Annotated in this window: 24 protein-coding genes; 12 read left to right on the forward strand and 12 right to left on the reverse strand. The window is 69.0% G+C overall.

Going from position 1 to position 21,774, the window contains the following annotated elements:
- The first annotated feature begins 6 nt into the window (after positions 1-6).
- Entirely contained in the window at positions 7-1,158 is a 1,152-nt protein-coding gene (locus BPET_RS16110) for a hypothetical protein (RefSeq protein WP_012250078.1), read from the forward strand.
- A gap of 7 nt (positions 1,159-1,165) precedes the next feature.
- Here the strand turns inward: BPET_RS16110 and BPET_RS16115 are convergent, their stop codons facing one another.
- From BPET_RS16115 to BPET_RS16125, 3 genes are read right to left on the reverse strand one after another with little or no spacing between them, the layout of a single operon-like run.
- A complete protein-coding gene (locus BPET_RS16115) occupies positions 1,166-1,384 on the reverse strand; it encodes a DUF3820 family protein (protein WP_041862987.1) in 219 nt (72 codons plus the stop codon).
- A complete protein-coding gene (locus BPET_RS16120) occupies positions 1,381-1,965 on the reverse strand; it encodes an NUDIX domain-containing protein (protein ID WP_012250080.1) in 585 nt (194 codons plus the stop codon). The genes BPET_RS16115 and BPET_RS16120 overlap by 4 nt, the downstream gene beginning before the upstream one ends.
- Before the next feature lie 59 nt (positions 1,966-2,024).
- Positions 2,025-2,336, reverse strand: coding sequence for a hypothetical protein (locus tag BPET_RS16125; protein WP_012250081.1), 312 nt, complete (start codon positions 2,334-2,336; stop codon positions 2,025-2,027).
- Between the two features lie 144 nt (positions 2,337-2,480).
- Between BPET_RS16125 and BPET_RS16130 the strand changes: the two genes are divergently transcribed.
- Together BPET_RS16130 and BPET_RS16135 are read left to right on the forward strand one after the other, a co-directional pair.
- Positions 2,481-4,253, forward strand: a complete 1,773-nt coding sequence (locus BPET_RS16130) for a M14 family metallopeptidase (RefSeq protein ID WP_012250082.1) — start codon at positions 2,481-2,483, stop codon at positions 4,251-4,253.
- A 59-nt stretch (positions 4,254-4,312) separates the two neighbouring features.
- Positions 4,313-4,753 (forward strand): copper resistance protein NlpE, encoded by a 441-nt coding sequence (locus BPET_RS16135; RefSeq protein WP_012250083.1) that lies wholly within the window; start codon positions 4,313-4,315, stop codon positions 4,751-4,753.
- Between the two features lie 14 nt (positions 4,754-4,767).
- On the opposite strand, the gene BPET_RS16140 is transcribed toward BPET_RS16135, so the two are convergent.
- A complete protein-coding gene (locus tag BPET_RS16140; RefSeq protein ID WP_012250084.1) occupies positions 4,768-4,971 on the reverse strand; it encodes an oxidoreductase-like domain-containing protein in 204 nt (67 codons plus the stop codon).
- 65 nt (positions 4,972-5,036) lie between these two features.
- On the opposite strand from BPET_RS16140, the gene BPET_RS16145 reads away from it, so the two are divergent.
- Positions 5,037-5,840: an AraC family transcriptional regulator gene (locus BPET_RS16145; protein ID WP_012250085.1), complete on the forward strand. Its 804-nt coding sequence runs from the start codon at positions 5,037-5,039 to the stop codon at positions 5,838-5,840.
- Between the two features lie 105 nt (positions 5,841-5,945).
- Positions 5,946-6,623, forward strand: coding sequence for a LysE family translocator (locus BPET_RS16150; RefSeq protein WP_012250086.1), 678 nt, complete (start codon positions 5,946-5,948; stop codon positions 6,621-6,623).
- Here BPET_RS16150 and BPET_RS16155 read toward each other — a convergent pair.
- The 6 genes from BPET_RS16155 to BPET_RS16175 form a co-directional block, all read right to left on the reverse strand.
- Entirely contained in the window at positions 6,506-7,468 is a 963-nt protein-coding gene (locus BPET_RS16155; RefSeq protein WP_012250087.1) for a hypothetical protein, read from the reverse strand. The genes BPET_RS16150 and BPET_RS16155 overlap by 118 nt on opposite strands.
- 148 nt (positions 7,469-7,616) lie before the next feature.
- Positions 7,617-7,739: a hypothetical protein gene (locus BPET_RS27455; protein WP_269446923.1), complete on the reverse strand. Its 123-nt coding sequence runs from the start codon at positions 7,737-7,739 to the stop codon at positions 7,617-7,619.
- A gap of 64 nt (positions 7,740-7,803) precedes the next feature.
- A complete protein-coding gene (locus BPET_RS16160; protein WP_012250088.1) occupies positions 7,804-8,547 on the reverse strand; it encodes a DUF4336 domain-containing protein in 744 nt (247 codons plus the stop codon).
- Between the two features lie 51 nt (positions 8,548-8,598).
- Positions 8,599-9,024, reverse strand: coding sequence for an organic hydroperoxide resistance protein (locus BPET_RS16165; protein WP_012250089.1), 426 nt, complete (start codon positions 9,022-9,024; stop codon positions 8,599-8,601).
- Positions 9,025-9,157: 133 nt separating this feature from the next.
- Positions 9,158-9,619, reverse strand: coding sequence for a MarR family winged helix-turn-helix transcriptional regulator (locus BPET_RS16170; RefSeq protein ID WP_041864059.1), 462 nt, complete (start codon positions 9,617-9,619; stop codon positions 9,158-9,160).
- A gap of 96 nt (positions 9,620-9,715) precedes the next feature.
- Positions 9,716-10,225 carry a GNAT family N-acetyltransferase gene (locus BPET_RS16175; protein ID WP_012250091.1) on the reverse strand — a complete coding sequence of 170 codons (510 nt, stop codon included), beginning with the start codon at positions 10,223-10,225 and terminating at the stop codon, positions 9,716-9,718.
- A gap of 74 nt (positions 10,226-10,299) precedes the next feature.
- Between BPET_RS16175 and BPET_RS16180 the strand changes: the two genes are divergently transcribed.
- On the forward strand, positions 10,300-10,563 hold the full coding sequence (locus BPET_RS16180) for a hypothetical protein (protein ID WP_041862988.1): 264 nt from the start codon (positions 10,300-10,302) through the stop codon (positions 10,561-10,563).
- Here the strand turns inward: BPET_RS16180 and BPET_RS16185 are convergent.
- The gene (locus tag BPET_RS16185) at positions 10,552-11,547 is read right to left on the reverse strand and encodes a GlxA family transcriptional regulator (RefSeq protein WP_231852603.1); all 996 of its coding nucleotides are present in this window, start codon (positions 11,545-11,547) and stop codon (positions 10,552-10,554) included. The genes BPET_RS16180 and BPET_RS16185 overlap by 12 nt on opposite strands.
- A 52-nt stretch (positions 11,548-11,599) precedes the next feature.
- Here BPET_RS16185 and BPET_RS16190 point away from each other — a divergent pair, with 52 nt between their 5' ends.
- From BPET_RS16190 to BPET_RS16215, 6 genes are all read left to right on the forward strand, one after another.
- Complete coding sequence (locus tag BPET_RS16190; RefSeq protein ID WP_012250093.1) at positions 11,600-12,838, forward strand: MFS transporter; 1,239 nt, start codon at positions 11,600-11,602, stop codon at positions 12,836-12,838.
- Positions 12,839-12,978: 140 nt separating this feature from the next.
- Positions 12,979-13,380: a DUF2946 family protein gene (locus BPET_RS16195; RefSeq protein WP_012250095.1), complete on the forward strand. Its 402-nt coding sequence runs from the start codon at positions 12,979-12,981 to the stop codon at positions 13,378-13,380.
- Between the two features lie 55 nt (positions 13,381-13,435).
- Positions 13,436-15,589 carry a TonB-dependent receptor gene (locus tag BPET_RS16200; RefSeq protein WP_012250096.1) on the forward strand — a complete coding sequence of 718 codons (2,154 nt, stop codon included), beginning with the start codon at positions 13,436-13,438 and terminating at the stop codon, positions 15,587-15,589.
- 27 nt (positions 15,590-15,616) lie between these two features.
- Positions 15,617-16,993 carry a PepSY-associated TM helix domain-containing protein gene (locus tag BPET_RS16205; protein ID WP_012250097.1) on the forward strand — a complete coding sequence of 459 codons (1,377 nt, stop codon included), beginning with the start codon at positions 15,617-15,619 and terminating at the stop codon, positions 16,991-16,993.
- A 277-nt stretch (positions 16,994-17,270) separates the two neighbouring features.
- The gene (locus BPET_RS16210) at positions 17,271-18,137 is read left to right on the forward strand and encodes a DMT family transporter (protein WP_012250098.1); all 867 of its coding nucleotides are present in this window, start codon (positions 17,271-17,273) and stop codon (positions 18,135-18,137) included.
- A 170-nt stretch (positions 18,138-18,307) separates the two neighbouring features.
- A complete protein-coding gene (locus tag BPET_RS16215) occupies positions 18,308-19,417 on the forward strand; it encodes a porin (protein ID WP_012250099.1) in 1,110 nt (369 codons plus the stop codon).
- Between the two features lie 40 nt (positions 19,418-19,457).
- On the opposite strand, the gene fauA is transcribed toward BPET_RS16215, so the two are convergent.
- Positions 19,458-21,668, reverse strand: coding sequence for a TonB-dependent alcaligin siderophore receptor FauA (gene fauA / locus BPET_RS16220; protein WP_012250100.1), 2,211 nt, complete (start codon positions 21,666-21,668; stop codon positions 19,458-19,460).
- Positions 21,669-21,774 lie beyond the last annotated feature (106 nt).

A 21,774-nucleotide genomic window follows, 5' to 3' on the forward strand; every position in this document is an offset into this window, starting at 1 on the left:
CCGCCCATGCCGATGCGCCGTTCCTGCCTGCGTCCGCCCTGCCGCGCCGCAGCTGGCCTGGCGCTGGCCTGGGCGCTGTCGGCGGGCTGCGCGCGCGCACAGACGCCGTTGCCGCCCCCCTATAATTACGACGAACCGCTGCCCGCGGCGCCTCGCCCGGCCCCACCCTGGCAAGACCTGGCCCTGGGCGATGCCCGGCACGCCTACCGCATGCCGGTGTACGCCAACCGCAAGCTCGCCGGCCCGCTGGACGATATCCGGCGCGTCATTGTCGTGCTGCATGGCAGCCGTCGCGACGCGCGCCGCTCGTACCAGGACATCGACGCCGTCGTGCAGCGCGACGCCGCGCGCCGGGCCGACACCCTGATCCTGGCGCTGGAGTTCCCCACCCCCATCGACGCCGCCTACGCCGGACGGCCCGCGTGGCGCAAGGCCAGTTGGGAAAGCGGCGCCGCCAGCGTGCGGGCATCGGGCCGGCCGGCGCCGGTCAGCGCCTTCCAGGTGCTGGACGATGTGCTGCGCGTGCTGGCCGACCGCAAGCGCCTGCCGGCGCTGGCCGACATCGTGCTGGCCGGGCATTCCGGCGGGGCCCAGCTGCTGCAACGCTATGCCGTGCTCAACGACGTGGACGGCGCCATCCGGCGCGGCGGGCTGACGCTGCGCTACGTCATCGCCAACGCCCCCTCGTACCTGTACCTGACCAACGAGCGGCCACGCCGCCGCGGCGCGGGCTTCGAGCCCTACGAACGGGGCATCTGCCCCACCTACAACCAGTATCCGTACGGCCCCCAGAACCTGCCCGCCTACGCCGCCGATTCCGATCCGGCCAGCCTGTATGTGCGCTACGCGGCGCGCGAGGTGGTCTATCTGCTGGGCAGCGCCGACAACAACCCGGAAGACCACGGCCTGGACAAGCATTGCGGCGCCGAGGCCGAGGGCGCCACGCGGTTATCGCGCGGCATGGGCTATCTGCGCTACGACCGGCTGCTGGCCGGCCGCGGCGCCCGGCCGGTAACGCTGCGCCATGAGCGCCAGCAAGTCATGGGCGTGGGGCACGAAGCCGCCGCCATGTTCGGCTCGCTGTGCGGTGCGCGCGCATTGCTGGGCGACGGCGCCAGCACCGCCGTCGGCGCGGCGGCCTGCCAACTTATCGAGTAAGCAACGCTCAGGCCCCGCCTTGCCGCAGGGGCAGCAACAGGCTCGCCAGCCCGTTGTGATCCAGCTCGTGCATCAGGGCCAGCAGCCGGCCTATTTCGCCGGGAGGAAAGCCCTTGCGCGCGAACCATGCCAGGTACGGCCCCGGCAGGTCGGCAATCAGGCGGCCCTGGTACTTGCCAAACGGCATCTCGCGCGTCACCAGTCGTTCAAGGTCTTGCGGGTTCATCCCGCGTTCTGCCATTCGAGCGGCCATTGGCCAGCCAGCACGTTCTGCAGCCACAGCGTGCAGGTCAGCGTCTTGGCGTCGGTGACGAGACCGCCGCGGCAGGCTTCGGCCAGCTCTTGCGGCGTGGCGCTGCGCACTTCCAGGAATTCGTCCTGGTCGAGCCGGGCCTGGCCCGCCACCAGTTGGCGCGCGAAGAAAATATGGATGATCTCGGTGGAATACGCGATGGCGAGATGCATGGCGCCGGCGTAAGCCCATTGTCCGGCGGTATATCCGGTTTCTTCGAGCAGTTCGCGCTGCGCGCAGCCCAGCGGGTCTTCGCCCGGATCGAGCTTGCCGGCCGGAAATTCGGTCATGACGCGGCCGACCGGATAGCGGAACTGGCGCTCGAGCAGCACGCGCCCGTCGTCCAGCATGGGAATGATGACCACCGCGCCCGGATGCACGATGTACTCGCGCCGGGCCTGGCGGCCGTCGGGCAGGCGCACGGTGTCACAGCGCGCCTTCAGGAAACTGCCATCGCACAGCGCCTGGCTGTCGATCCGGGTTTCGGTCAGGTGGGCATCGTCGGAAGCATTCATGGCGGCAGCGGCGGGCGTGTCGAAACAGCCAGGCAGCTTACCATTCGCCGCCTGCAGGCCTATTGGCCGCGCCGTGCCTCGAGCTCTTTCAGGCATCCGGCCACGCCGGCCTGCAGCTCGGTGTTGCTGACGGCCTCGCGGTCGACCTTGTTGCGGCAACGCTGGTATTGCGCCACGCTTTCCGGCGTGTCGCGCACCACGGGCGCGGGCGCCGCGCTCCCCTGCTCGGTGATGCGCAACGTGGAAGGCGGCGACTTGCTGCCGTCGTGCGACGGGAAGCTGTATTCGCGGGCCTGTTGCGCCTGGGCGGTGCCCAATGCGCCCAGCAGGCACGCCAGGACAGCCAGGCTGGAAAGCGCGGTCTTTTTCATGGGGTGCATCCTTGCAATGGCTGGCGGACCGCCGGACAGGCGGCCCGCGAGCGGTTATCGTAACGTCGCCCGTGGGACCGCGGCACAGCGCGATGGTTCCAAACGGCAACAAAAGCTACCATCCGGCCCGCCCCAAGGACTGCCATGATCTTGCTGGACACCACCTTCGAACGCACCCTGCACGCCTGGGAACGCCAATACGGCGGCGCCGACTGGCGCGGGGCCACGCTGGAAGGCTGGTTGTTCGAGGGATGCGCCGCGCGCCGCGCCGCCGAAGCCCGGCTGGCGAGCGCCGGTATTTCGGCGCGGCTGCGCAGCGCCTACAAGCCCCTGCTGCACTTCTTCCTGGAAGAGGCCGACCTGGACGGCCTTGCGGCGGCAACGGTGCGCTACCCAGTACACCCGCTGACGCGGCCCAACCGCTACACACTGGAAGCATATCCGTTGGCCGACCTGCTGGGTGCGGCGGCGCTGCGCTTCGAGGCCGGCACGGCCGAGCTGCACTACCAGGTCGAACTGCAGTACAGCGACGGCCGGCAGCGGCAGGCCCGGGTGTTCGCGCCCAACGCCACCGTTCGCGCCGAAGACGGTACGCCGCTGCTGGCGCCCACCGGCTGGTTGCGCGTGCGCGATGCCGCGGGCGCGCTGGCAGCCGACGCGCCATGCCGCACCGAATACCAGGCAGCCTTCGAAGCCGCCGTGCAGACCGTGCGCGACCACGACTGGGGCGAACGGACCCCGCATTTCGAGCGCCTGGACATCCGCGTCGACCTGCCCGGCATGGAATTCGACGCTGGCGGCGACGCGGGCCTGGTAAGCACCTACGAAGCCCTGCACGAAGATCTGTACTTCACCCTGATCGAATTTTTTCAGCGCCATGCCGGGCTGCCGCCGGGCGACCGCCGCCTGCAGCCCGGCCAGATCGTGCCCGACGTGCGCCCGGCCGACGGGCCTGCGCGCGTACGTGTCGCGACCCGGGCGTTCGACGCGCCGCAACCCGTGCCTGCCGAACCGCCGCTGCCGCTGGACAACGTCGAGGCGCCGCTCGCGCCGGCGCAAATCGCCGCCCACCTGTTGGCGCTGGGCGGCGAACCGCTGCAAGCCGAGTCGCGCCAGGGCCGGCCAGTGCAGGGCGCGTATCTGCAAGGTCCGGGTCCGGCAGTGTTCATTTCGGGCGGACAGCATGCCAACGAAACCTCGGGCGTGGTGGGCGCGCTGCGCGCGGCGCAGACCCTGCGCGCGGCGGGCAGCGCGCATTTCGCGCTGGTGGCCTGCGAGAACCCCGATGGCTACGCCCTGCACCGCGAGCTGTGCGCCCACCATCCCCGCCACATGCACCATGCCGCGCGCTACAGCGCCCTGGGCGACGACGTGGCCTACCGCGCCGGCGAGCCGATGCTCGAGCAGCAGGCCCGCCGCGCGGCGCTGGCCCGCAGCGGCGCGCGGCTGCACATCAACCTGCATGGCTATCCCGCGCACGAATGGACGCGCCCTTTGTCCGGCTACCTGCCGCGCCAGTTCGAATCGTGGACGCTACCCAAGGGCTTTTTCCTGCTGCTGCGCCATCACCCCGGTTGGAGCGATGCCGCGGGGCAGTTGATCGACGGCGTCAGCGCGCGGCTGGCACGGGTGCCGGGCCTGGCGGACTTCCATGCGCGCCAGGCCGCCAGCTACGAGGCGCACGCGCTGGAAAAAGGTTTCGACACGCGGCATGGCATTGCCTGCGTCGTGGCCGAAAGCGAGCAGGAAATGGCGCCGCTGTCGTTGATATCCGAGTTTCCCGACGAAACCCTGTACGGCCCCGCATTCCGCTACGCGCATACGGTGCAGATGGAAACCGTGCTGGCGGCCGTGGCCGTGTATCGCGAGATGGTTCGCGAGCGCCCGGATCTGGCGGCGGCGCCGTACGCCCGGTAACACCTGGATCGCGGCGATCGCGCTATTTTTGAAGGCGCCTTTTGCGTTCAGGAACCCGCATGAAATCCATCGCGCCGCTTTCTCTGCTTGTCGCCACCCTGCTGGCCGGCTGTGCCGCCACCGACGCCTGCGGGCCCTCTCCCGCCAAAGAAGGCCCCGCCCTGACCGACGCGCACAATGCGCGCAATTCGCTAGACTGGGCCGGCGCCTACGAAGGCACGCTGCCGTGCGCCGACTGTCCCGGCATCCAGACTCGCCTGGTGCTGACGGCGCATGGCGGCTACGAACTGCAAACCCGCTACCTGGATCGCCAGCCGCATCCCAATGTGGTGCGCGGCACGTTCAGTTGGCAGCCCGACGGCAGCACCATCCGCCTGGACAAGGCCGGGGACGGGCAGCGGTACTTCGTGGCCGAGGGCCGGTTGATCCAGCTGTACCAGGACGGCTCGCGCCCCACCGGGCCATTGGCGCCGCATTACGAACTGACGCAGGTACGCTAGCGGCCCGCGCGGCCTCATTGCCCCTGAGGCGGCAGGCCGTGGCGCGCGCGCCACGCGCGCAATTGTTCGCGATAGCGCTCCATGGCCTCGTCGTACACGTCGTAGACGCACGGAATACACCCGCTCTGGCAGCAGTCGCCCGGCGCTGGCGCCTCGGGCGGCACGGGTTCGGGGTCGGCTGCCGCTGGCGTGCCGGAAGGTTTCTTGGCGGAAGTCATCAGCCCTATTATCGCGCCGCCCCCCGGTGGTAATCTGCCTACCGGTTTCCACTCAGCCCTGTTCCATGCCCGACACCGAGTTCTGGCGCGACGCGCGATTGCCCTACGCGGAAAGCCGCCGCGCCGTGCACAGCCGCGCTTGCTACGTATCGCACACGCACGACACCGTGTCGATCGGCGCCGTGGACGCCGGCGGCAGCGTGTTCTGCAGCGGCGGCCAGCGGCGCCGGCTGCGGCCCGGCAGCCTGGTCATGGTGCCGGCGCATTGCGCGCACGCCTGCAACCCGGATGCCGACGCCGCCTGGAGCTACCAGATGCTGCACCTGGACGCCGGCTGGACCGCCGAGCTGCTGCGCGAAACCGCGCCCAGCGCAGGCCTGCCCGAACAGGCCTGCATCAGCGCCGCGCCCTCGGCCTATCACCGCTTCTGCCAGTTGAACGCGCTGCTGTTCTCCGACGCCGCTCCCGCCGACAAAGAAGCGGCGCTGGTGCTGTATATCGGCGGCCGCTCGTGGCTGGGCCGGCCGCCACGCACCGCGGCGCCGCGCCTGCCCGCGGCGCGCCTGCAGCACATCTTGGCCGTGTTGCGCGAGCCCGGCAGCCAGGCGCTGCCCCTGGCCGACCTGGCGGCCAGGGCCGGCATGAGCCGCTATCAGTTCATACGCGCCTGCCGCCAGGCCACCGGCATGACGCCGCACGCCTACCAGCTCGACCTGCGTATCGTGCAGGCCCGCCGCCTGCTGCGCGCTGGCCATAGCCTGAGCCGCATCGCGCAAGACCTGGGCTTCGCGGACCAAAGCCACTTCCAGCGCGCCTTCAAAGAGCGCGTGGCGGCAACGCCGGGCGCCTACCGGCGCGCCGGCGGCTGACGCGCGGCCCCCGGCACACCCGGTCGTTACATCCCATTCGCACTTTTCTTCAATACGCGCCGCCCGCCAGCGGCCAGAATGCCTGCCGACATTCAGAGAGGCAGCATGGCGTTTTCGTGGCAACAATTCATTCTGGTGGCGGGCGCGCACTTCCTGGCGCTGCTCAGCCCTGGCCCGGATTTTTTCCTGGTCGTGCGCGGCGCGCTGCTGCACGGCTGGCGCAAGGCGGCCGCGCTATGCCTGGGCATTGCCGCCGCCAATGGCGTCTTCATCGCCCTGGCCATCGGCGGGTTCTCCGCGCTGCGGCCCCACAGCCCACTCTTTTACGCGCTGCAGGCGGGCGGCTGTGTGTACCTGGCCTACCTGGGCGTATTGCTGATCCGCCACGCCCGACCGGCGGATACGGCCTTGCGCGCCGCCAGCCGCCCCGGCACAGCGGCCGCGCCCGCGTGGCACCGGCGCTTTGCCACCGGCTTCGCGTCGGGAATACTGAATCCCAAGAACGCCCTGTTCTATGCCAGCCTGTTTTCGCTGCTGGCCGGTGAGCACACCGGGATTGGCGCGCAGCTGGCCTACGGCCTGTGGATGTTCGGCGTGGTGCTGGGCTGGGACCTGCTGGTGGCGGCCGGCGTCGGCCACCCCGCCGCCGTGGCCTGGTTCGCCCGCTACAATGCCGCCGTGGAACGAGTCACCGGCGCCGTGCTGCTGCTGATCGCGGCGGGCGGCTGGTGGTTGCTGGCCGATGCCGCCATGTCGTCCTGGGCGGGGTTGGTCACCCAGTAGCCGCTGACCAGCACCGCCGGCGGGACGCTGGCGCTGACCCGCGCCGAGACTTCCCAGGCATCCATGCGCACACGCAGCCCGGCATATACGCCATGCCCGGGGCCGGCCAAAATGCGGCCGCCGGCCTCGATGCCCTCGCCCACCCGGATGGCCCCGTCCGCGATCACGTCGCCGCCGGCCTTGATGCCCCAGCCTGCCTCAAGGTGATCGCCGCACACGATCTCGCCAGCCGCCTGGATGCCGCGCGCGGCCATGACCGCGGCCTGCGCGCGCAGGTCGCCGCCGGTCTTGATGCCCTGCCCGCCGCGCAGCGCACCGCCGATGTCCAGCCCTTGCCCGGCCAGCACCGCCCCGGCGGCATGCGCGTCTTGCCCGGTGCGGATGTCCCAGGCGGCGCGCAGCACGCCGCCGCAATCCAGCCTGGCGCCGGCGGCGATGCCCCAACCGGCCTGGACGTCGCCGCCAGCGCGGATGTCGCCATCGCAGACGATACTGCCCTGCGCTTCGATGTTGCCGCCGGCCACGATGGCGCCGCCAGCCCGCACGCCTGCGCCGCTGACAATGCGCGCGCCCGCGCGCACCACCGTATCGACGCAGATGCCGCGCCGCGCCACCAGGGTGCCGGCGAACACGATGGCGGCGGCGTCGATGGAATCCAGCACCAGCACGTTGTCGGTAGGGCCGAATTGGTCGAGCAGCCAGCAGGCGTCGTCGACGCGCCCGTCGGCCACCAGGGCATCCAGCACGGCCTGGTAATCGCCCTGGCCGTGGTGGTCGCGCAGGAACCACTTATAACCGCTGGCGCAGGGATTCTTGGCTTTGACGAAATTCTTGGTAAGTTGCATGACACTACGCGTGAAAAATGGCTATGGACCCTGTGCCGCGACGCCGCCGGCGGCAGTGTGGCCAGGCCCGCGCGCGTGCAGCGGGCGGGCCTGGAAGACCGAAAACAGGGAATCGAGAGAGAGGCTGCGGCCGGAAGGGCCGCGCCGATTAGCCGGGTTTGGCTCGCGCGTAGGCCGAGCGCACGGCCACGTCGTGCGAGCCCACCGGCGTGGGCCGCAACGCGGCAATCGCTGCGCGCAATGCAAAAGAAGTAGAAACGAGCCTGATCATGACGCCGGCATCCTACCATCCACGCAGCCCGCGTCAAGCCGCGGCTGGCGCGCAGCCACGGCTATTACAGCAGCCAGCGGAACGCGCGGCGCAACTCCGCCGCTCCGTTGTCGGTGTACCAGCGGCCATGCGCCAGAATGACGCGCCGTGGATCCCATTCGATCATCTGCCGCACGGCGGCGCGCAGTTCGGCGCGGCCCCGGGCGAAGGTCAGCCGCAAATCGCGCGGCATCTGGCCGTCGGGGTCCTGCACGCCGCCCAGGCGGGTCAGCCAGCGGGCGAAGGCCGAGCCCAGGCGGTCCGGCTCGAAATTCTCGATCAGGTCGGTCAGAATCAAGGTGCGGCTGCGGTAGTGAAAGAACTCCACCTCCGTCAGGTAGCTGCCGGCGACGGGCAGCGTGGCCAGTTCAGCATCCCACGGATAGCCGCCCGCCTCGCACAGCGGCCTCACAGGAAAATCGATGCGCCCGGCGGCTTGTTCGCGCACGCGCGGCGCGGCATACACCACGGCCTGTCCGAACGCGCGATGCCAGTCGGGCACCCACCAGTAATGAATGCGGCTGGGGGCCACGATCCAGCGCGGCTCGCCCAGGCGCTCGATGGCGCTGCGCAGCTCGGGGGTGAGCGTCGTGGGCGAATGAATGAACAGGCCGCCGCTTTCGAGCCGCAGCACCGTCATGCGCGTGGGAAAGCGCATTTTGGGCCAGGCCGGCCCATAGCGGATGAGCGGGCCGTCCACCACCCACACATCGGCGTCGACCGGCTTCAGCGTATTGAGGGGGGCATACTGCAGGCGGCTATCGTCCACGCCAGGCTCCCTGCCCGGCGCGGCAAGCCGCGCCGGGTTGCGCGAGGCGGATCAGACCACCGTGAGCGTCACGTCGATATTGTTGCGCGTGGCATTCGAGTACGGGCACACGATGTGGGCGCGCTGGACCAGGTCTTCGGCCTGTTCGCGCGCCATGCCGGGCAGCGAGATCTTCAGTTCGACTTCAATGCCGAAGCCATTGGGGATGGGGCCGATGCCCACCGAGCCGTCCACCGACACATCGGCCGGAATGGCGATCTTGTCGCGGTTGGCCACGAATTTCATGGCGCCCAGGAAGCACGCCGAATAGCCGGCGGCAAACAGTTGTTCGGGGTTGGTGCCGTTGCCGCCGGCCCCACCCAGCTCGCGCGGGGTGGTCAGTTTGACGTCGAGCACGTTGTCGGACGACACGGCACGGCCGTCGCGGCCGCCGGTGGCCTTGGCATAAGCACGATAAGCAACTTTTTCGAGAGACATGGCAATTCCTTTCAAGAGAGGTTCAGAGACAACGGCGATTCCACCAAAGTACGGCTCGCCGGGGCCGGATACAAGTTGCAAGCGATTAAATAGTGCACTACTTATTTGGCAGCATCAAAAACTCCACAAACATTCAACCGTTCGCCATCAGGCGGCCGCGCAGGTGATCCAGCTGCGCCTTGAGCGCGGCAAGATCGTCGGGCGCGCATTCCGTGGCACACAGCACCGACACCGGCACTTGCGCGGCCTTTTGCTTCAGGTCGCGCCCGGCGCGCGTCAGGCTGACGATGACCTGGCGCTCGTCCTGCTCGGCCCGCAGCCGCGTCACCAGCCCCGCGGCCTCCATGCGCTTGAGCAGCGGCGTGAGCGTGGCCGAATCAAGGAACAGCTTGCGGCCGATGTCCGACAACGTGAGCTGGTCTTGTTCCCACAGCACCATCATCACCAGGTACTGAGGGTACGTCAGGCCCAGCGAACGCAGCAGCTTGCGGTATACCTTGTTCATGGCCAGGGTGGTGGAATGCAAGGCAAAGCAGAGCTGCTCGTCGAGCAGCAGCGACGGGGCAGTGGCGGAGGAAGAACGTCGGCGAGTCATGATGGAAGCCATAATACATAGCGCACTATTTAATTGCAAGCGATTTTTTAAGCTACCCTGCTACCTCCCACCGCCCGCCGCACCCAAGCGCCTGCCTCAGGCGGGCGGCGTATCGAAGGCCCGGTGATATCGCACGGTGCCGCGCGCGCGGCCGCGCCAGGCTTGCACCAGGAAGTACTCGGGCGGCACGTCCGGCAGCACCAGCGCCGCCTCCGGCTGGAAACCGAAGCGGCTGTAGTAATGCGGCCGGCCCAGCACCACGCAGCCCGCCGCGCCGCGCCCGCGCAGGCGCGCCAACCCTTCGATGACCAGCATCGAACCGATACCGCGCCCCTGGCAGTCGGGCGCCACAGCGATAGGGCCAAGACCGTACCAGCCGGCCGTGGTGCCGCCTGGCCCCGCGATGCTGACCGGCGAGAAGGCCACGTGGCCCACCACCCGGCCTTGCGCTTCGGCCACCAGCGACAGGGCCAGCGCGCCAGCGGCGCGCAGGGCGTCGATGACCGGGCCTTCGGTGTGCTCGCTGTAAGGCTCGTGGCGGAAAGCGTCTTGGGTGACGGAGAAAATGGCGGCGACATCGGCGTCGGTTTCGGGGCGTAGCAGCATGGCATGGACCTTAGCATGACGCGGCAGTCCGTAGAATGGGCGCCTTTACCCCTCTTTTACCCTACAGGCACCGCATGGAAACCGAACTCGACGGCCGTTTGCTGGCGCTGCGCCAGACCGTGGCATTGGCCCTGGCGCTGTCCACGCGCAGCAACCCGCAAGCGACTGAACTGGCGCTGGATATCCTGGCCGACCTGAAGGCCCACGCCGCGCCGGCGCCCGCCGACAGCCCGTTCGAAACGCCGCCCTGGGCCAGCGGCGCGCAATCGGAGCTGGACGACATTGCCCGGCTGGTGCGCGTATTCACCCAGCAGCCCGGCGACGATTCAGGCCAGTAGCGCTTCGCGCGCCGCGCGGCGCAGGGCCTGCGGCGGCTGCCCGTAGCGCCGCACGAACGCTCGACGCATGCGCTCGGCATCGGCGAAGCCGGTGACGCGGGCTATGGCGTCGATGCTCATGCCGCCGGCCTCGACGTGCGCGCGCGCCGCTTCGGCGCGGATGCGCTCGACCGCCTTGGCCGGCGTCTGGCCGGTCTCGGCCTTGAAACTGCGAATGAACTGGCGCGGGCTCAGGCAGGCCGCCGTGGCGAGCTCTTCAATACTGAGCGGCGCGGTAAGGTGCTGCCTGATGTAGCCCAGCACCCGGCGCATGCGCTCGCTTTGAGGCGCCAGGTCTTGCAGCGCCGAAAACTGCGATTGCCCGCCCGCGCGCCGGTGGTACACCACCATATCGCGCGCGACCTGGCGCGCGACGTCGGCGCCCAGGTCCTCTTCCACCATGGCCAGGGCCAGGTCGATGCCGGCGGTAATACCGGCCGACGTCCATACGTGTTCATCGCGCAGATAGATTCTGTCGCTGTCGACCTTGATATCCGGGTAGCGGCGCTGCAGCTCGGCCGCATGGCGCCAATGGGTGGTGGCGCGGCGGCCGTCCAGCAGCCCCGCCGCGGCCAGCACGAATGCGCCGGTGCACACGCTGGCCAGGCGCGCGCGACGCGCCTGCGCGTCCATGAGAAATGCGCGCGCGCCCGGCGTGGCGCCGGTCTGGCGCGGGCCTGTGCCGCCCGGCACCAGCACAATGTCGGGGCGCACATCGCGCCACGGGCGGGTAAGCACCTCGACGCCGGCCGAGCTGGCCACCCGCCCGCCGCGCGCCGACACCAGCAGCGGCGCATACGCCGGGCCGCGCGGCCCGGCCGCCACTTCGGCGGCAACCTGGAACACTGACAGCGGGCCGGCCATGTCAAGCAGCTGGAAGCCGGGGGTCATCACGAAAGCGATCTGGATAGGCATGGCAATTTTCAAGGGAAATACGTCATTCATGCCATAGCATCGTTCGCTACAGTGAGGCCTGTCAACCTCTGCACCTGTTTCCATGACTGCTCTTGCCCGCCTGCATGCCGGCCGCCGCAACGCCCGTGTCCTGGCCATCTGCCAGGGCCTGTACATTGCCGCCATCTCCATTGACCTGACCCTGACCGCGCTGACCGGCCACATGCTGGCGCCGGACAAGGCGCTGGCCACGCTGCCGTTTGCCCTGATCACCGTGGCCGGCGCGGCCGTGACCTGGTTTGCCTCGCTGCTGATGCAGCGCATCGGACGGCGCGCCGGCTTCGCGCTGGGCGGCCTGGCGGGCACCGCGGGCGGCCTGCTGTCGGTGTGGGCGGTTTTCCATGCCGATTTCTGGCTGTTCTGCGCCGGCACCGCGCTGGTGGGCGTGTTCCAGGCCTTTGCCCAGTATTACCGCCTGGCCGCGGCCGACGCCGTAGAGGCAGCGGCCAAGGCGCGGGCAATCGCCGTGGTGATGGCCGGCGGCGTCATCGCCGCCGTGGCCGGCCCCGCGCTGGCGGCCTGGAGCCGTGACCTGTTCCCGCTTGCCACCTTCGCCGGCGCCTACCTGATGGTGGCCTTGCTGGGCGCGGCCACCGTCGCGCTGCTGCTGGCGGCCTACCGCGACCTGCCCGACGTGCCGGCCGACCCCGCCAGCCCGCGGGAAGCATCCGCGCCGGCCCGGCCCTTGCGCGTCGTGGCGCGCCAGCCCATTTTCGTGGCGGCGCTGGCCAACAACGTGGTCGGGTCGGTATCGATGATGTTCGTGATGACCGCCGCGCCGCTGGCGGCGGTTGCCTGCCACCACAGCATCGACGACGGCGCCAACATCATGCAGTGGCACCTGATCGGCATGTACGGCCCCGCATTCTTCGCCGGCGCACTGGTCAAGCGCTGGGGCCTGCCCACCATGCTGGGCCTGGGCATGGCCATCAACGTCGCCTCGGCAGGGGTGGCCATCGCCTCGACCAGCCTGCCCGCGTTCTACGCCGCGCTGTTCTTCCTGGGCGTGGGTTGGAACTTCATGTTCGTGGGCGGCACCACCCTGCTGGCCCAATCGTACCGGCCCGCCGAACGCGGCCGGGCGCAGGGCGCCGCCGAGATGCTGCGCTACGCCGCCACCGCGCTGGCCACACTGGCCGCCGGCCCCGCGCTGGACCGGTACGGCTGGCAGGCGGTCAACACCGCCATGCTGCCGGTGGTGGGCCTGGCCGCCCTGATGACGGCCTGGTGGGTGCGCAGCGAACGGCGCGGGCGCGGCAACCCGGCGCGCGCCGCGGCATGACACGCTGGCCGTGGGCGCCGCGGGCCTTGAAGGCGTGCTGCCCGCGCCGCGCCCTGCGCCAACCGCACAGGTAAGGCTCGCGTCGCCCGGCAGCAATGCGGCTTATTGCGCTGCAATCTGTCGTTTAGAATTGCAACATCATGCGTTTCTCCGCTCGCGCCCTCTCGCCGATACGCTGCCGCGCCGCCATCTGGGTGGCGCTGTGCGTATTCGCGCTGAAAGCGCTGGTGCCGCAGGGCTTCATGCCCAGCACCGACCCGGGCGCCACCCTGATCCAGTTGTGTTCGGCGGCGGGCCCCATCTGGGTGGAAGGCCCCCACAAGACCGGCCACCATCAAGACGCCCAGCACGCTGAGCAATCCGCCGTCTGCCCGGTGGGCGCGGCGCTGGCCGCGCTGCCGCTGCTGGCGGCGCCGGCCGCGGTCGTGCCGGTGGCCACCATCACCCTGCGCATCGCCGCGCGCGCTCCGCCCGCGCCGGCCGTCCGCACCCCGCCTGGCGCCCCGCTCGGGGCGCGCGCCCCACCCCTCCTGCTCGGTTAGCGACTGCCATCCCGTCGCCCATGGCGACGGCCATGCCTTTCTACCGAGAGATTCCATGCCTACCCTTTCCGCCAGGACATCCGTCCTGTCGCGGCGCACGGCCGTTTCCACGGCGCTGGCCCTGTTGCTGGCGCCCGCGGCCGCGCGCGCACAAAACACCGGCAGCCCGCCCGTGGCCACCCTGCCCGCCGTCTCTGTTTCCGGCGACACGCCGCCCTCGAGCCTGCTCGACACCGCGGCCACCGGCTCGTTTCTGCGCCTGACGCCATTCGAAACGCCCGCCAGCCTCGACATCATCACCAATGAACAACTGCGCGAACGCGGCGACGTAAGCGTCATGGACGCCATCACGCAGGCGCCGGGCATCAGCGCTTTCCGCCATCCCGGCAACGGCGGCTCGTCGCTGTCGTCGCGCGGCTTTACCGATTCGAACTCAGTGGCCATTCTGTACGACGGCCTGCGTCAATACGGCGGCCTGGGCCAGACATTCGTGTACGACCCCTGGGCGGTGGACCGCATCGAAGTGCTGCGCGGACCCGCCTCGGTACTGTATGGCGAAGGCGCCATCGGCGGCGTGGTCAACGTGATTCCCAAGAAGCCCACGCGCGGCCCCATCGAAAACGAGATCCAGGCCACCGTGGGCACGCACGACACCCAGCGCCTGGGCTTCGGCAGCGGCGGCGCGCTGGACGACCGCTGGTCGTACCGGCTGGACGTCAGCGGCAACCGCAGCAACGCCGACATGAGCCTGGGCGACTCGCAAAACGCCGCCGTCACGGCCGCGCTGCGGCTGGACGTGTCGCCTGAACTGAACTTCACGCTGACGCAGGCCTATGCCTGGCAAGAGCCTGCCCGCTACTTCGGCACCCCGCTGATCGACGGCGAAATCGATTATTCGCTGCGGCACAAGAACTACAACGTGGCCGACAGCAAGATCATCTATCGCGACAGCCGCAGCGAACTGCAGGCCGAATGGACGCCGAACGCGGCCACGACCGTGCGCGGCCGCGTGTACTACATAGGCAGCGACCGCGACTACCGCAACGTCGAGAACTACATCTGGCAGCCCGCCAGCGGCCTGATCGAGCGCAGCGCGTACACCGCCATCCAGCACGACCAGTCACAGGTGGGCGCGCGCACCGACGCGGCGTTCGACGGCCACCTGTTCGGCCTGCGCAACCAGGTGTCGGTGGGAGCCGAAGTGAACCGCAGCAAGCTCAAGCACACCAACAACTCGCCGTATGGCGGCGTCTCGCTGGTGGATCCGTACGATTTCGGCCACGGCGAATTCATCAACGAAGCCGGCACCACGCCGCGCTACCGCAACACCGCCGACCAGTACGCCCTGTTCGCCGAAGACCGCCTGTCGCTGACAGAGCGTTGGTCGGTGCTGGGCGGCGTGCGCTACGACCACATCGACCTCGAGCGCGAAGACCTGGTGGCCGGCACCACGGCGTACCGGCGCACCTACACCAACGTGGGCTGGCGCATCGGCACGGTGTACGACCTGCTGCCCACGCTGGCGGTGTACGGCCAGTATTCGCAGGCCGCCGATCCGGTCGGCAGCCTGCTGCTGCTGTCGCCGGCCAACAAAGACTTCGACCTGTCGCAGGGCCGCCAGGTCGAGGTGGGCATCAAGCAGACCTTCTGGGGCGACAAGGGCGAATGGACCCTGGCGGCTTATCACATCCGCAAGAAGAACCTGGTCACGCGCGACCCCGACGATCCGTCGCTGCGCGAGCAGGTGGGCAGCCAATCCAGCCGCGGCTTGGAACTGACTGTGGGCGTGGAGCTGGCGCGCGACTGGCGGGTGGATTTCAACGGCGCCATCCTGGATGCCCGCTACGACGACTACACCGACAGCTCGGGCGGCGCCGCCGTATCGCGGCGCGGCAACGTGCCGCCCGACGTGCCCGAACGCCTGGCCAACCTGTGGATCAGCTGGAAATTCGCGCCGCGCTGGACCGCCAGCGCCGGCCTGCGCTACGTGGGCAAGCGCTATGCGGACAGCGCCAACGAACTGGAAATGGCGGCTTACACCACCACCAACCTGGCCCTGCAATGGGAAGCCCGGCCCGACTTGAGCCTGGCGCTGCGCGCCTACAACGTGTTCGACAAGCAGTACGCCGAAACCGCCTACTACAACCAGACGCAATGGCTGCTGGGCGCGGGGCGTCGCGTCGAGCTGTCGGCCAACTACCGGTTCTGACGGCCGGCTTGCAACCATCGAGACACCATGAGCCAAGACAACACTTCCGAACCCGACATCGCGCGCCGCGCCGACGTGTACCGCGCCGTGTGGCGGTGGCACTTCTATGCCGGCCTGCTGGTATTGCCTTTCATGATCCTGCTGGCCGTCACCGGCGGCCTGTATCTGTTCCACAATGAAATCGAGAATGCGTGGTACCGCGACCTGCGCCACGTAGAGCCCGTCGCCGCACCCGCCCTGGCGCCCTCGGCGCTGGCCGGCGCCGCGCTGCGCGCCCATCCGGGCACGCTGGCAAAATACCTGCCGCCCGCCGCGCCCGACGCCGCCGCGCAAGTGGTGATCAAGCCGCCCGGCGGCGACAGCCTGAGCGTGTACGTCAACCCGTACAGCGGCCAGGTGCTGGGCGCGCTGCCCGAGCGCGGCACGCTGATGTGGACGATCCGGCGCCTGCACAGCCTGGACTACTTCGGACCCATCGCCAACGGCGCCATCGAAATCGCCGCCGGCTGGTCCATCCTGCTGGTGCTCACCGGCATTTACCTGTGGTGGCCGCGCGGGCGCAAACAAGGCGTGGTCAGCGTGCGCGGCACGCCGCGCAAGCGCGTATTCTGGCGCGACATCCATGCCGTGACCGGCGCCGCCGTGGGGCTGTTCATCCTGTTCCTGGCCGTGACCGGCATGCCCTGGTCGGTCGTCTGGGGCGCCAAGGTCAACCAATGGGCCAATGGCAGCAACTTCGGCTACCCGCCCGGCGTGCGGGTGGCACTGCCGATGTCGGACGAGCACCTGGGCCACACGGGCCCCACCACCTGGTCGCTGGAGCAGGCGCGCATGCCCGAATCCGCGTATGCGCATGCCATGGGCCAGCCGAGCCAGCCCATCGGGCTGGACGCGGCCGTGGCCGCCTTCGATCGCCTGGGCCTGGCGCCGGGCTACGCCATCAACGTCCCGCATGGCGCGGCCGGCGTCTACACCGGATCGGTATACCCGTCCGACCTGGCGCGCCAGCGCGTGGTGCACCTGGACCAGTACAGCGGCAAGCCGCTGCTCGACATGAGCTACGCCGATTACGGCCCGCTCGGCAAGACGCTGGAGTGGGGCATCAACGTGCACATGGGACAGGAATTCGGGCTGGCCAACCAGTTGATACTGCTGGCCGCCTGCCTGGGCATCGTGCTGCTCAGCGTGGCCGGCGGCGTCATGTGGTGGAAGCGGCGGCCCGCCGGCGGACTGGGTATCCCGCCCATGCCGGCGGCGCGCGGCGCGCTGCGCGGCGTGCTCGCCTTGATGATCGTGGGCGGCATCATCTTCCCGTTGGTGGGTGCGTCGCTGCTGGTCATGCTGCTGCTCGACCAGCTGGCGCTGCGCTGGACGCGCGTTGACACTGCCCCGGGCCGCGTGTAATTTCTATACCCATCATGCCACGACGCGCACCGCAACCTTCCCGCCACCATGCCCCGGCTCTCGCCGGCACGGCGCGCGCGTCGCGTCTCATCGCCACCCCCGTCGCCCCGCCGCCGGGCGTCGTCGCGGGCCGGGCGGCCCCGCCGCCGCCCTCCGCCGCCGTCCTGGGCTGATCCCAGCCCTTCCCTGGCGGTTCCAGCACTTTCCCAACCGGGTCCTCCGGCGCTCTGCGCGCCGGCCGCTGGAGCCTGTGCGTTTCCCTGACGGGTGAAATCCGATGAATCAAGCAAGAACGGCCTATACGGCCTATGGCGCCACGGCGCTGTTCGTGCTGCTGTGGAGCAGCGGCGCGATCTTCTCGAAATGGGGGCTGGCGCACGCCACGCCCTTTGCCTTCCTGGTGCTGCGCTTCGCGCTCGCGCTGGCGGCGCTGCTGGCGCTGGCCGGCGCGGCCCGGCAACCCTGGCTGCCGCCGCATGGCGCGCGCGGACGCGTGGCGGCCACCGGCCTGACGATGATAGGCGGCTATTCCATCTGCTATTTCCTGGCGCTGGACCACGGCATCACGCCGGGCGTGCTGGCCACCACGCTTGGCGCCCAGCCCCTGCTGACCCTGGCGTTGCTGGAACGCCGCTACCCGCTGCCGCGCGTAATGGGGCTGGCGCTGGCGCTGGGCGGCCTGGCGCTGGTGGTGTGGGACAGCATCGGGCTGGCGCGCTATTCGGCCGCGGGCATGCTGTATGCGCTGGGCGCGTTGCTGTGCATGACGGGCGGCGCCATCCTGCAAAAAAGCCTGCGCCAGCCGCCGCTACAGGCCCTGCCGCTGCAGTACGCCACGGCCCTGCTGCTGTGCGTGGCCTGCGTGCCGCTGCAACCCTGGCAGCTGTCTGGCGGCATGGCGCTATGGGCGCCGTTGCTATGGCTGGGCCTGGTCATTTCAGTGGGCGCCACGCTGCTGCTGTACCGGCTGATCCAGGCCGGCAACCTGGTCAACGTCACCAGTCTGTTCTACCTGGTGCCAGGCGTGACCGCGCTGCTGGACTACCTGCTGCTGGGCAACCGCCTGGCCCCGCTCAGCCTGGCGGGCATGGCGGCCATCCTGGCCGGCCTGGCGCTGGTGTTCCGCGCCGCGCCGCGCGCCTAGCCCCTCGCGCTACGAAGGTGAAAAACGCGTCCGACCGCAGCAACGGGCCGCTTTCAGCGATTCGTACGCCGCATTGCGTTACCCTATTAAGCAGGCACGACGCCGCAGCCCTTGCAAGGGGGCTGCGGCGTTGTGTCTTGTACCCCTTCAACTCAACGGAGATCCCATCCATGAAAAAGACGCTGCTCGCCGCTGCCCTGCTGGCCGGTTTCGCAGGTGCTGCCCAGGCTGAGACGTCGGTCACTCTCTATGGTGTCATTGACACCGGCATCGGCTACAACAAAATCAAGGGCGATGGATACGACGGCAGCCGCATCGGCATGATCAACGGCATCCAGGCCGGCTCGCGCTGGGGCCTGCGTGGCTCGGAAGACCTGGGCGACGGCCTGCGCGCGGTGTTCCAGCTCGAAAGCGGCTTCGACTCCGGCAACGGCAATCGCGCCCAGGGCGGCCGCCTGTTCGGCCGGCAAGCCACCATCGGCCTGGCCAACGACAGCTGGGGCATTCTGGAATTCGGCCGCCAGACCAACATGGCCTCGAAGTACCTGGCCGACATCGATCCTTTCTACACCAGCTACACGCAGGCCAACCTGGGCCTGGGCGCGAGTTCGGCCAACACCAGCCGCTGGGACAACATGGTGATGTACCGCACGCCCTCGGTGAACGGTTTCGAACTGGGCGTAGGCTATTCGTTCAATGTGGATGACGGCAATGCCGACCAGACCGGCTTTCGCACCGCCGACAACACCCGCGGCATCACCGCCGGCCTGCGTTACCTGAACGGCCCGTTGAACATCACGCTGACCTACGACCAGCTCAACGGCAGCAACAGCAGCTCGCAGATCGATCACGACGCCACGCCGCGCCAATACGCCGCCGGCGTGTCGTACGACTTCGAAGTGGTGAAGCTGGCGGCCGCCTACGCGCGCACCACCGACGGCTGGTTCACCGGCCAGGACCTGCCGTCCGGCACGCCCTACAGCAATGAATTCGGCAGCAACCGCTTCGTGGACGGCTTCAAGGCCAACGCCTACATGGTGGGCGGCACCGTGCCCATCGGCGGCGCCAGCAGCGTGTTCGCCTCGTGGCAGCGCGTCGACCCCTCCAACGACCGGCTGACTGGCGGCGATTCCACCATGAACGTCTGGAGCCTCGGCTACACCTACGACCTGTCCAAGCGCACCAACCTGTACGCTTACGGCTCGTACGGTAAAGACTATGCCTTCATCGATGGCCTGAAGAGCACGGCCGCAGGCGTGGGCATCCGCCACCAGTTCTAAAGGCGGCCCGGCCGGCGGCGGACCGCCGCCGGCCGGGGCTTCAATACTGGTATTTCAACGTCAGCATCGCATTGCGCGGCGCGCCGTAGAAGCCCTGGTTGTAGAAGCCCATCTGCGTGTAGTACTTCTTGTCGGCCAGGTTGTTGATATGCAACGTGGCCGACAACTGCCGGTCGAACTCATAGCGCGCCATCAGGTTGATCAGCGCATACGAGCCCTGCCCCACTTCGGTCTCGCCTTGGGGGCCGATCGCGTCCGAGAACGTGCGGCTCTGCCAGCTCACGCCGCCCCCCACCATCAGGCGCCGCCATGCGCCGGGCAGCCGGTAGGTGGTGAACAGCTTGAACATCGAGCGCGGCGCGGTAGTGTTCACAGGCTTGCCGTCGGCGTCTTCGGCAATGTAATGGGTATAGCCGGCGAACATGTTCCAGCCGCGCGCCACCTCGCCCGCCAGCTCGAGCTCGAAACCGCGGGTGCGGGTGCCCTGCGCGGCATAGTAGGCCTGCGAGCCATCGGGCAACAGCCGGCCCACGTCCACCTGCGCCAGGTTGTCCTGCTTCACCTCGAACACGGCGGCCGATGCGTTCAGGCGTCCCTGCATGAACTCGCCCTTCAAGCCCACCTCGTAGTTCTTGCCCTCGACCGGGTCCAGGTACTTGCCGCTCGCGTCGCGGTAGCTTTGCGGCTTGAAGATCTCGGTATAGCTTGCGTAGACTGAGTATGTGTCGTTCAGGTCGTAGATCAGGCCCACATACGGCGTGACCACGTTGTCGTGGTCGTAGCTGTATTCGGCGCCCCATGAATATTGGTCTGTCTTCCAGTTGCTCACGCGCGCGCCGGCAATCAACGTCAGGGGGTCGGCCAGCGAAAAGCGCGCCGCCGCGTAAGCCCCGGTCTGGCGGGTCTTGGCGCGGTCGCCGCCGGTGGCGGTGTCCGACCAGCGCGGCTCGGGGTAAGAGCCGTTCCAATCGTAAAAGTTGCCCACCGGCACGGCCGCGTCCAGCGGCGGGTAATTGTCGTTAACCACGCGCTGGTGGTTGCCGGTAAAGCCCAGCACCAGTTCATGACGCCGCCCCGCCAACTGGAACGGGCCGGTGGCGTACAGGTCGACCGTGTTCTGCTGGCGGTTGCCCACATAATGCGCCAGCGCGCCGCCCTTCATGCCCAGGCCGGTGGCGCGGTCGGGATACCCGGTCAGCCACAGCAGCCTGGCGTCGTAGTCGTTCTCCGCATGAGAAAACGTGCCGCGTGCCATCCAGCCGTTGGCGAAGCGGTGCTCCAGCGTGGCGAACAGGGTCCTGGATTCGGTTTCCCACTCCGACCAGTCGGCCGCCGTGGTGACCGACCGCCGGAAATCGGTGCGCGAGCCATCGCTGTAGAACAACGGGAAGCCGCCCCAGGTCGTGCCGGTGGGCCGGGTTTGCTGGTAGTCCGTACCCAGCGTCAGCAGCGTGTTAGACGTAATGTCGGCCTCGATCACGCCATAGAACACATTGCGCTTTTGCTGGTACAGGTCGATATACGATTTCTTGTCTTGATAGGCGGCCGACACCCGGCCGCGGATACGGCCATCCGCCGTCAGCGGCGTGGATATGTCGGCCTCGCCACGGTAGAAATCCCACGAGCCCACCGTGACGCCGGCCGAGGCCGCAAACCCCTGCAAGGGCCGCTTGCGCACGAGATTGATGGCGGCCGACGGTTCGCCCGCACCGGTCATCAGGCCCGTGGCGCCGCGAACCACTTCGACGCGATCGTAAATTGCCGTGTCCAGAGCGCTGTCGCCAAAAGCGTAAGCGCCCTCGATATTGGTGGGCACGCCGTCATACATGAAATTGTCGATCGCGAATCCGCGCGCCGAAAAGCTGACGCGGTCGCTGTCCAGCTGGCGCGACGAAATCCCCGGCGTGGCATCCAGCACATCGCGCACCGACAGCAGGGCCTGGTCGTCCATGTGCTGGCGTGTGATCACCGAGAACGACTGTGGCGTCTCGCGCGGGGACAGCCGCAGTTTGGTGGCGGTGCTGGTCACGCCGACGGTGTACGAGTCAGTGCCTTCGGTGACGCTACTCAGCCCCTCACCGGTGACAGTGACTGCCGGCAGGGCTTGCACCGGCTCGTTGTTTGGCGTGGCGTCAGCCGGCGCCTCGGCGGCGAGCGCCGCCGCAGGCAGGTTGCCCAGAGCCAGGGCCAGCGCGGCGGCCGGCAGGCGGGCGCGGCCCGTGGCCCGGCCAGCGGGAAAAGCTTGCAACATGATGACGGGTTCCTCGTTCTTTGAGCGTTGTTCTGGGCGCGGGCAGGCCCGCGCCTACAGAAAAACGCCCGGCGCGCAGCCCGGCCAGGAGGGGCCGGCAGGCGGG

The organism is Bordetella petrii (assembly GCF_000067205.1).
Lineage (GTDB): Bacteria > Pseudomonadota > Gammaproteobacteria > Burkholderiales > Burkholderiaceae_B > Bordetella_A > Bordetella_A petrii.

What these genes read in the sequence shown, in the direction of transcription:
- BPET_RS16140 (WP_012250084.1), bottom strand. Translation starts at nt 4,971, where the DNA reads ATGACTTCCGCCAAGAAACCTTCCGGCACGCCAGCGGCAGCCGACCCC.
- BPET_RS16145 (WP_012250085.1), top strand. Translation starts at nt 5,037, where the DNA reads ATGCCCGACACCGAGTTCTGGCGCGACGCGCGATTGCCCTACGCGGAA.
- BPET_RS16210 (WP_012250098.1), top strand. Translation starts at nt 17,271, where the DNA reads ATGAATCAAGCAAGAACGGCCTATACGGCCTATGGCGCCACGGCGCTG.
- BPET_RS27455 (WP_269446923.1), bottom strand. Translation starts at nt 7,739, where the DNA reads ATGATCAGGCTCGTTTCTACTTCTTTTGCATTGCGCGCAGCGATTGCC.
- BPET_RS16135 (WP_012250083.1), top strand. Translation starts at nt 4,313, where the DNA reads ATGAAATCCATCGCGCCGCTTTCTCTGCTTGTCGCCACCCTGCTGGCC.
- BPET_RS16155 (WP_012250087.1), bottom strand. Translation starts at nt 7,468, where the DNA reads ATGCAACTTACCAAGAATTTCGTCAAAGCCAAGAATCCCTGCGCCAGC.
- BPET_RS16150 (WP_012250086.1), top strand. Translation starts at nt 5,946, where the DNA reads ATGGCGTTTTCGTGGCAACAATTCATTCTGGTGGCGGGCGCGCACTTC.
- BPET_RS16195 (WP_012250095.1), top strand. Translation starts at nt 12,979, where the DNA reads ATGCGTTTCTCCGCTCGCGCCCTCTCGCCGATACGCTGCCGCGCCGCC.
- BPET_RS16180 (WP_041862988.1), top strand. Translation starts at nt 10,300, where the DNA reads ATGGAAACCGAACTCGACGGCCGTTTGCTGGCGCTGCGCCAGACCGTG.
- BPET_RS16205 (WP_012250097.1), top strand. Translation starts at nt 15,617, where the DNA reads ATGAGCCAAGACAACACTTCCGAACCCGACATCGCGCGCCGCGCCGAC.
- BPET_RS16185 (WP_231852603.1), bottom strand. Translation starts at nt 11,547, where the DNA reads ATGAATGACGTATTTCCCTTGAAAATTGCCATGCCTATCCAGATCGCT.
- BPET_RS16115 (WP_041862987.1), bottom strand. Translation starts at nt 1,384, where the DNA reads ATGAACCCGCAAGACCTTGAACGACTGGTGACGCGCGAGATGCCGTTT.
- BPET_RS16110 (WP_012250078.1), top strand. Translation starts at nt 7, where the DNA reads ATGCCGATGCGCCGTTCCTGCCTGCGTCCGCCCTGCCGCGCCGCAGCT.
- BPET_RS16170 (WP_041864059.1), bottom strand. Translation starts at nt 9,619, where the DNA reads ATGACTCGCCGACGTTCTTCCTCCGCCACTGCCCCGTCGCTGCTGCTC.
- BPET_RS16125 (WP_012250081.1), bottom strand. Translation starts at nt 2,336, where the DNA reads ATGAAAAAGACCGCGCTTTCCAGCCTGGCTGTCCTGGCGTGCCTGCTG.
- fauA (WP_012250100.1), bottom strand. Translation starts at nt 21,668, where the DNA reads ATGTTGCAAGCTTTTCCCGCTGGCCGGGCCACGGGCCGCGCCCGCCTG.
- BPET_RS16130 (WP_012250082.1), top strand. Translation starts at nt 2,481, where the DNA reads ATGATCTTGCTGGACACCACCTTCGAACGCACCCTGCACGCCTGGGAA.
- BPET_RS16175 (WP_012250091.1), bottom strand. Translation starts at nt 10,225, where the DNA reads ATGCTGCTACGCCCCGAAACCGACGCCGATGTCGCCGCCATTTTCTCC.
- BPET_RS16200 (WP_012250096.1), top strand. Translation starts at nt 13,436, where the DNA reads ATGCCTACCCTTTCCGCCAGGACATCCGTCCTGTCGCGGCGCACGGCC.
- BPET_RS16165 (WP_012250089.1), bottom strand. Translation starts at nt 9,024, where the DNA reads ATGTCTCTCGAAAAAGTTGCTTATCGTGCTTATGCCAAGGCCACCGGC.
- BPET_RS16190 (WP_012250093.1), top strand. Translation starts at nt 11,600, where the DNA reads ATGACTGCTCTTGCCCGCCTGCATGCCGGCCGCCGCAACGCCCGTGTC.
- BPET_RS16215 (WP_012250099.1), top strand. Translation starts at nt 18,308, where the DNA reads ATGAAAAAGACGCTGCTCGCCGCTGCCCTGCTGGCCGGTTTCGCAGGT.
- BPET_RS16120 (WP_012250080.1), bottom strand. Translation starts at nt 1,965, where the DNA reads ATGAATGCTTCCGACGATGCCCACCTGACCGAAACCCGGATCGACAGC.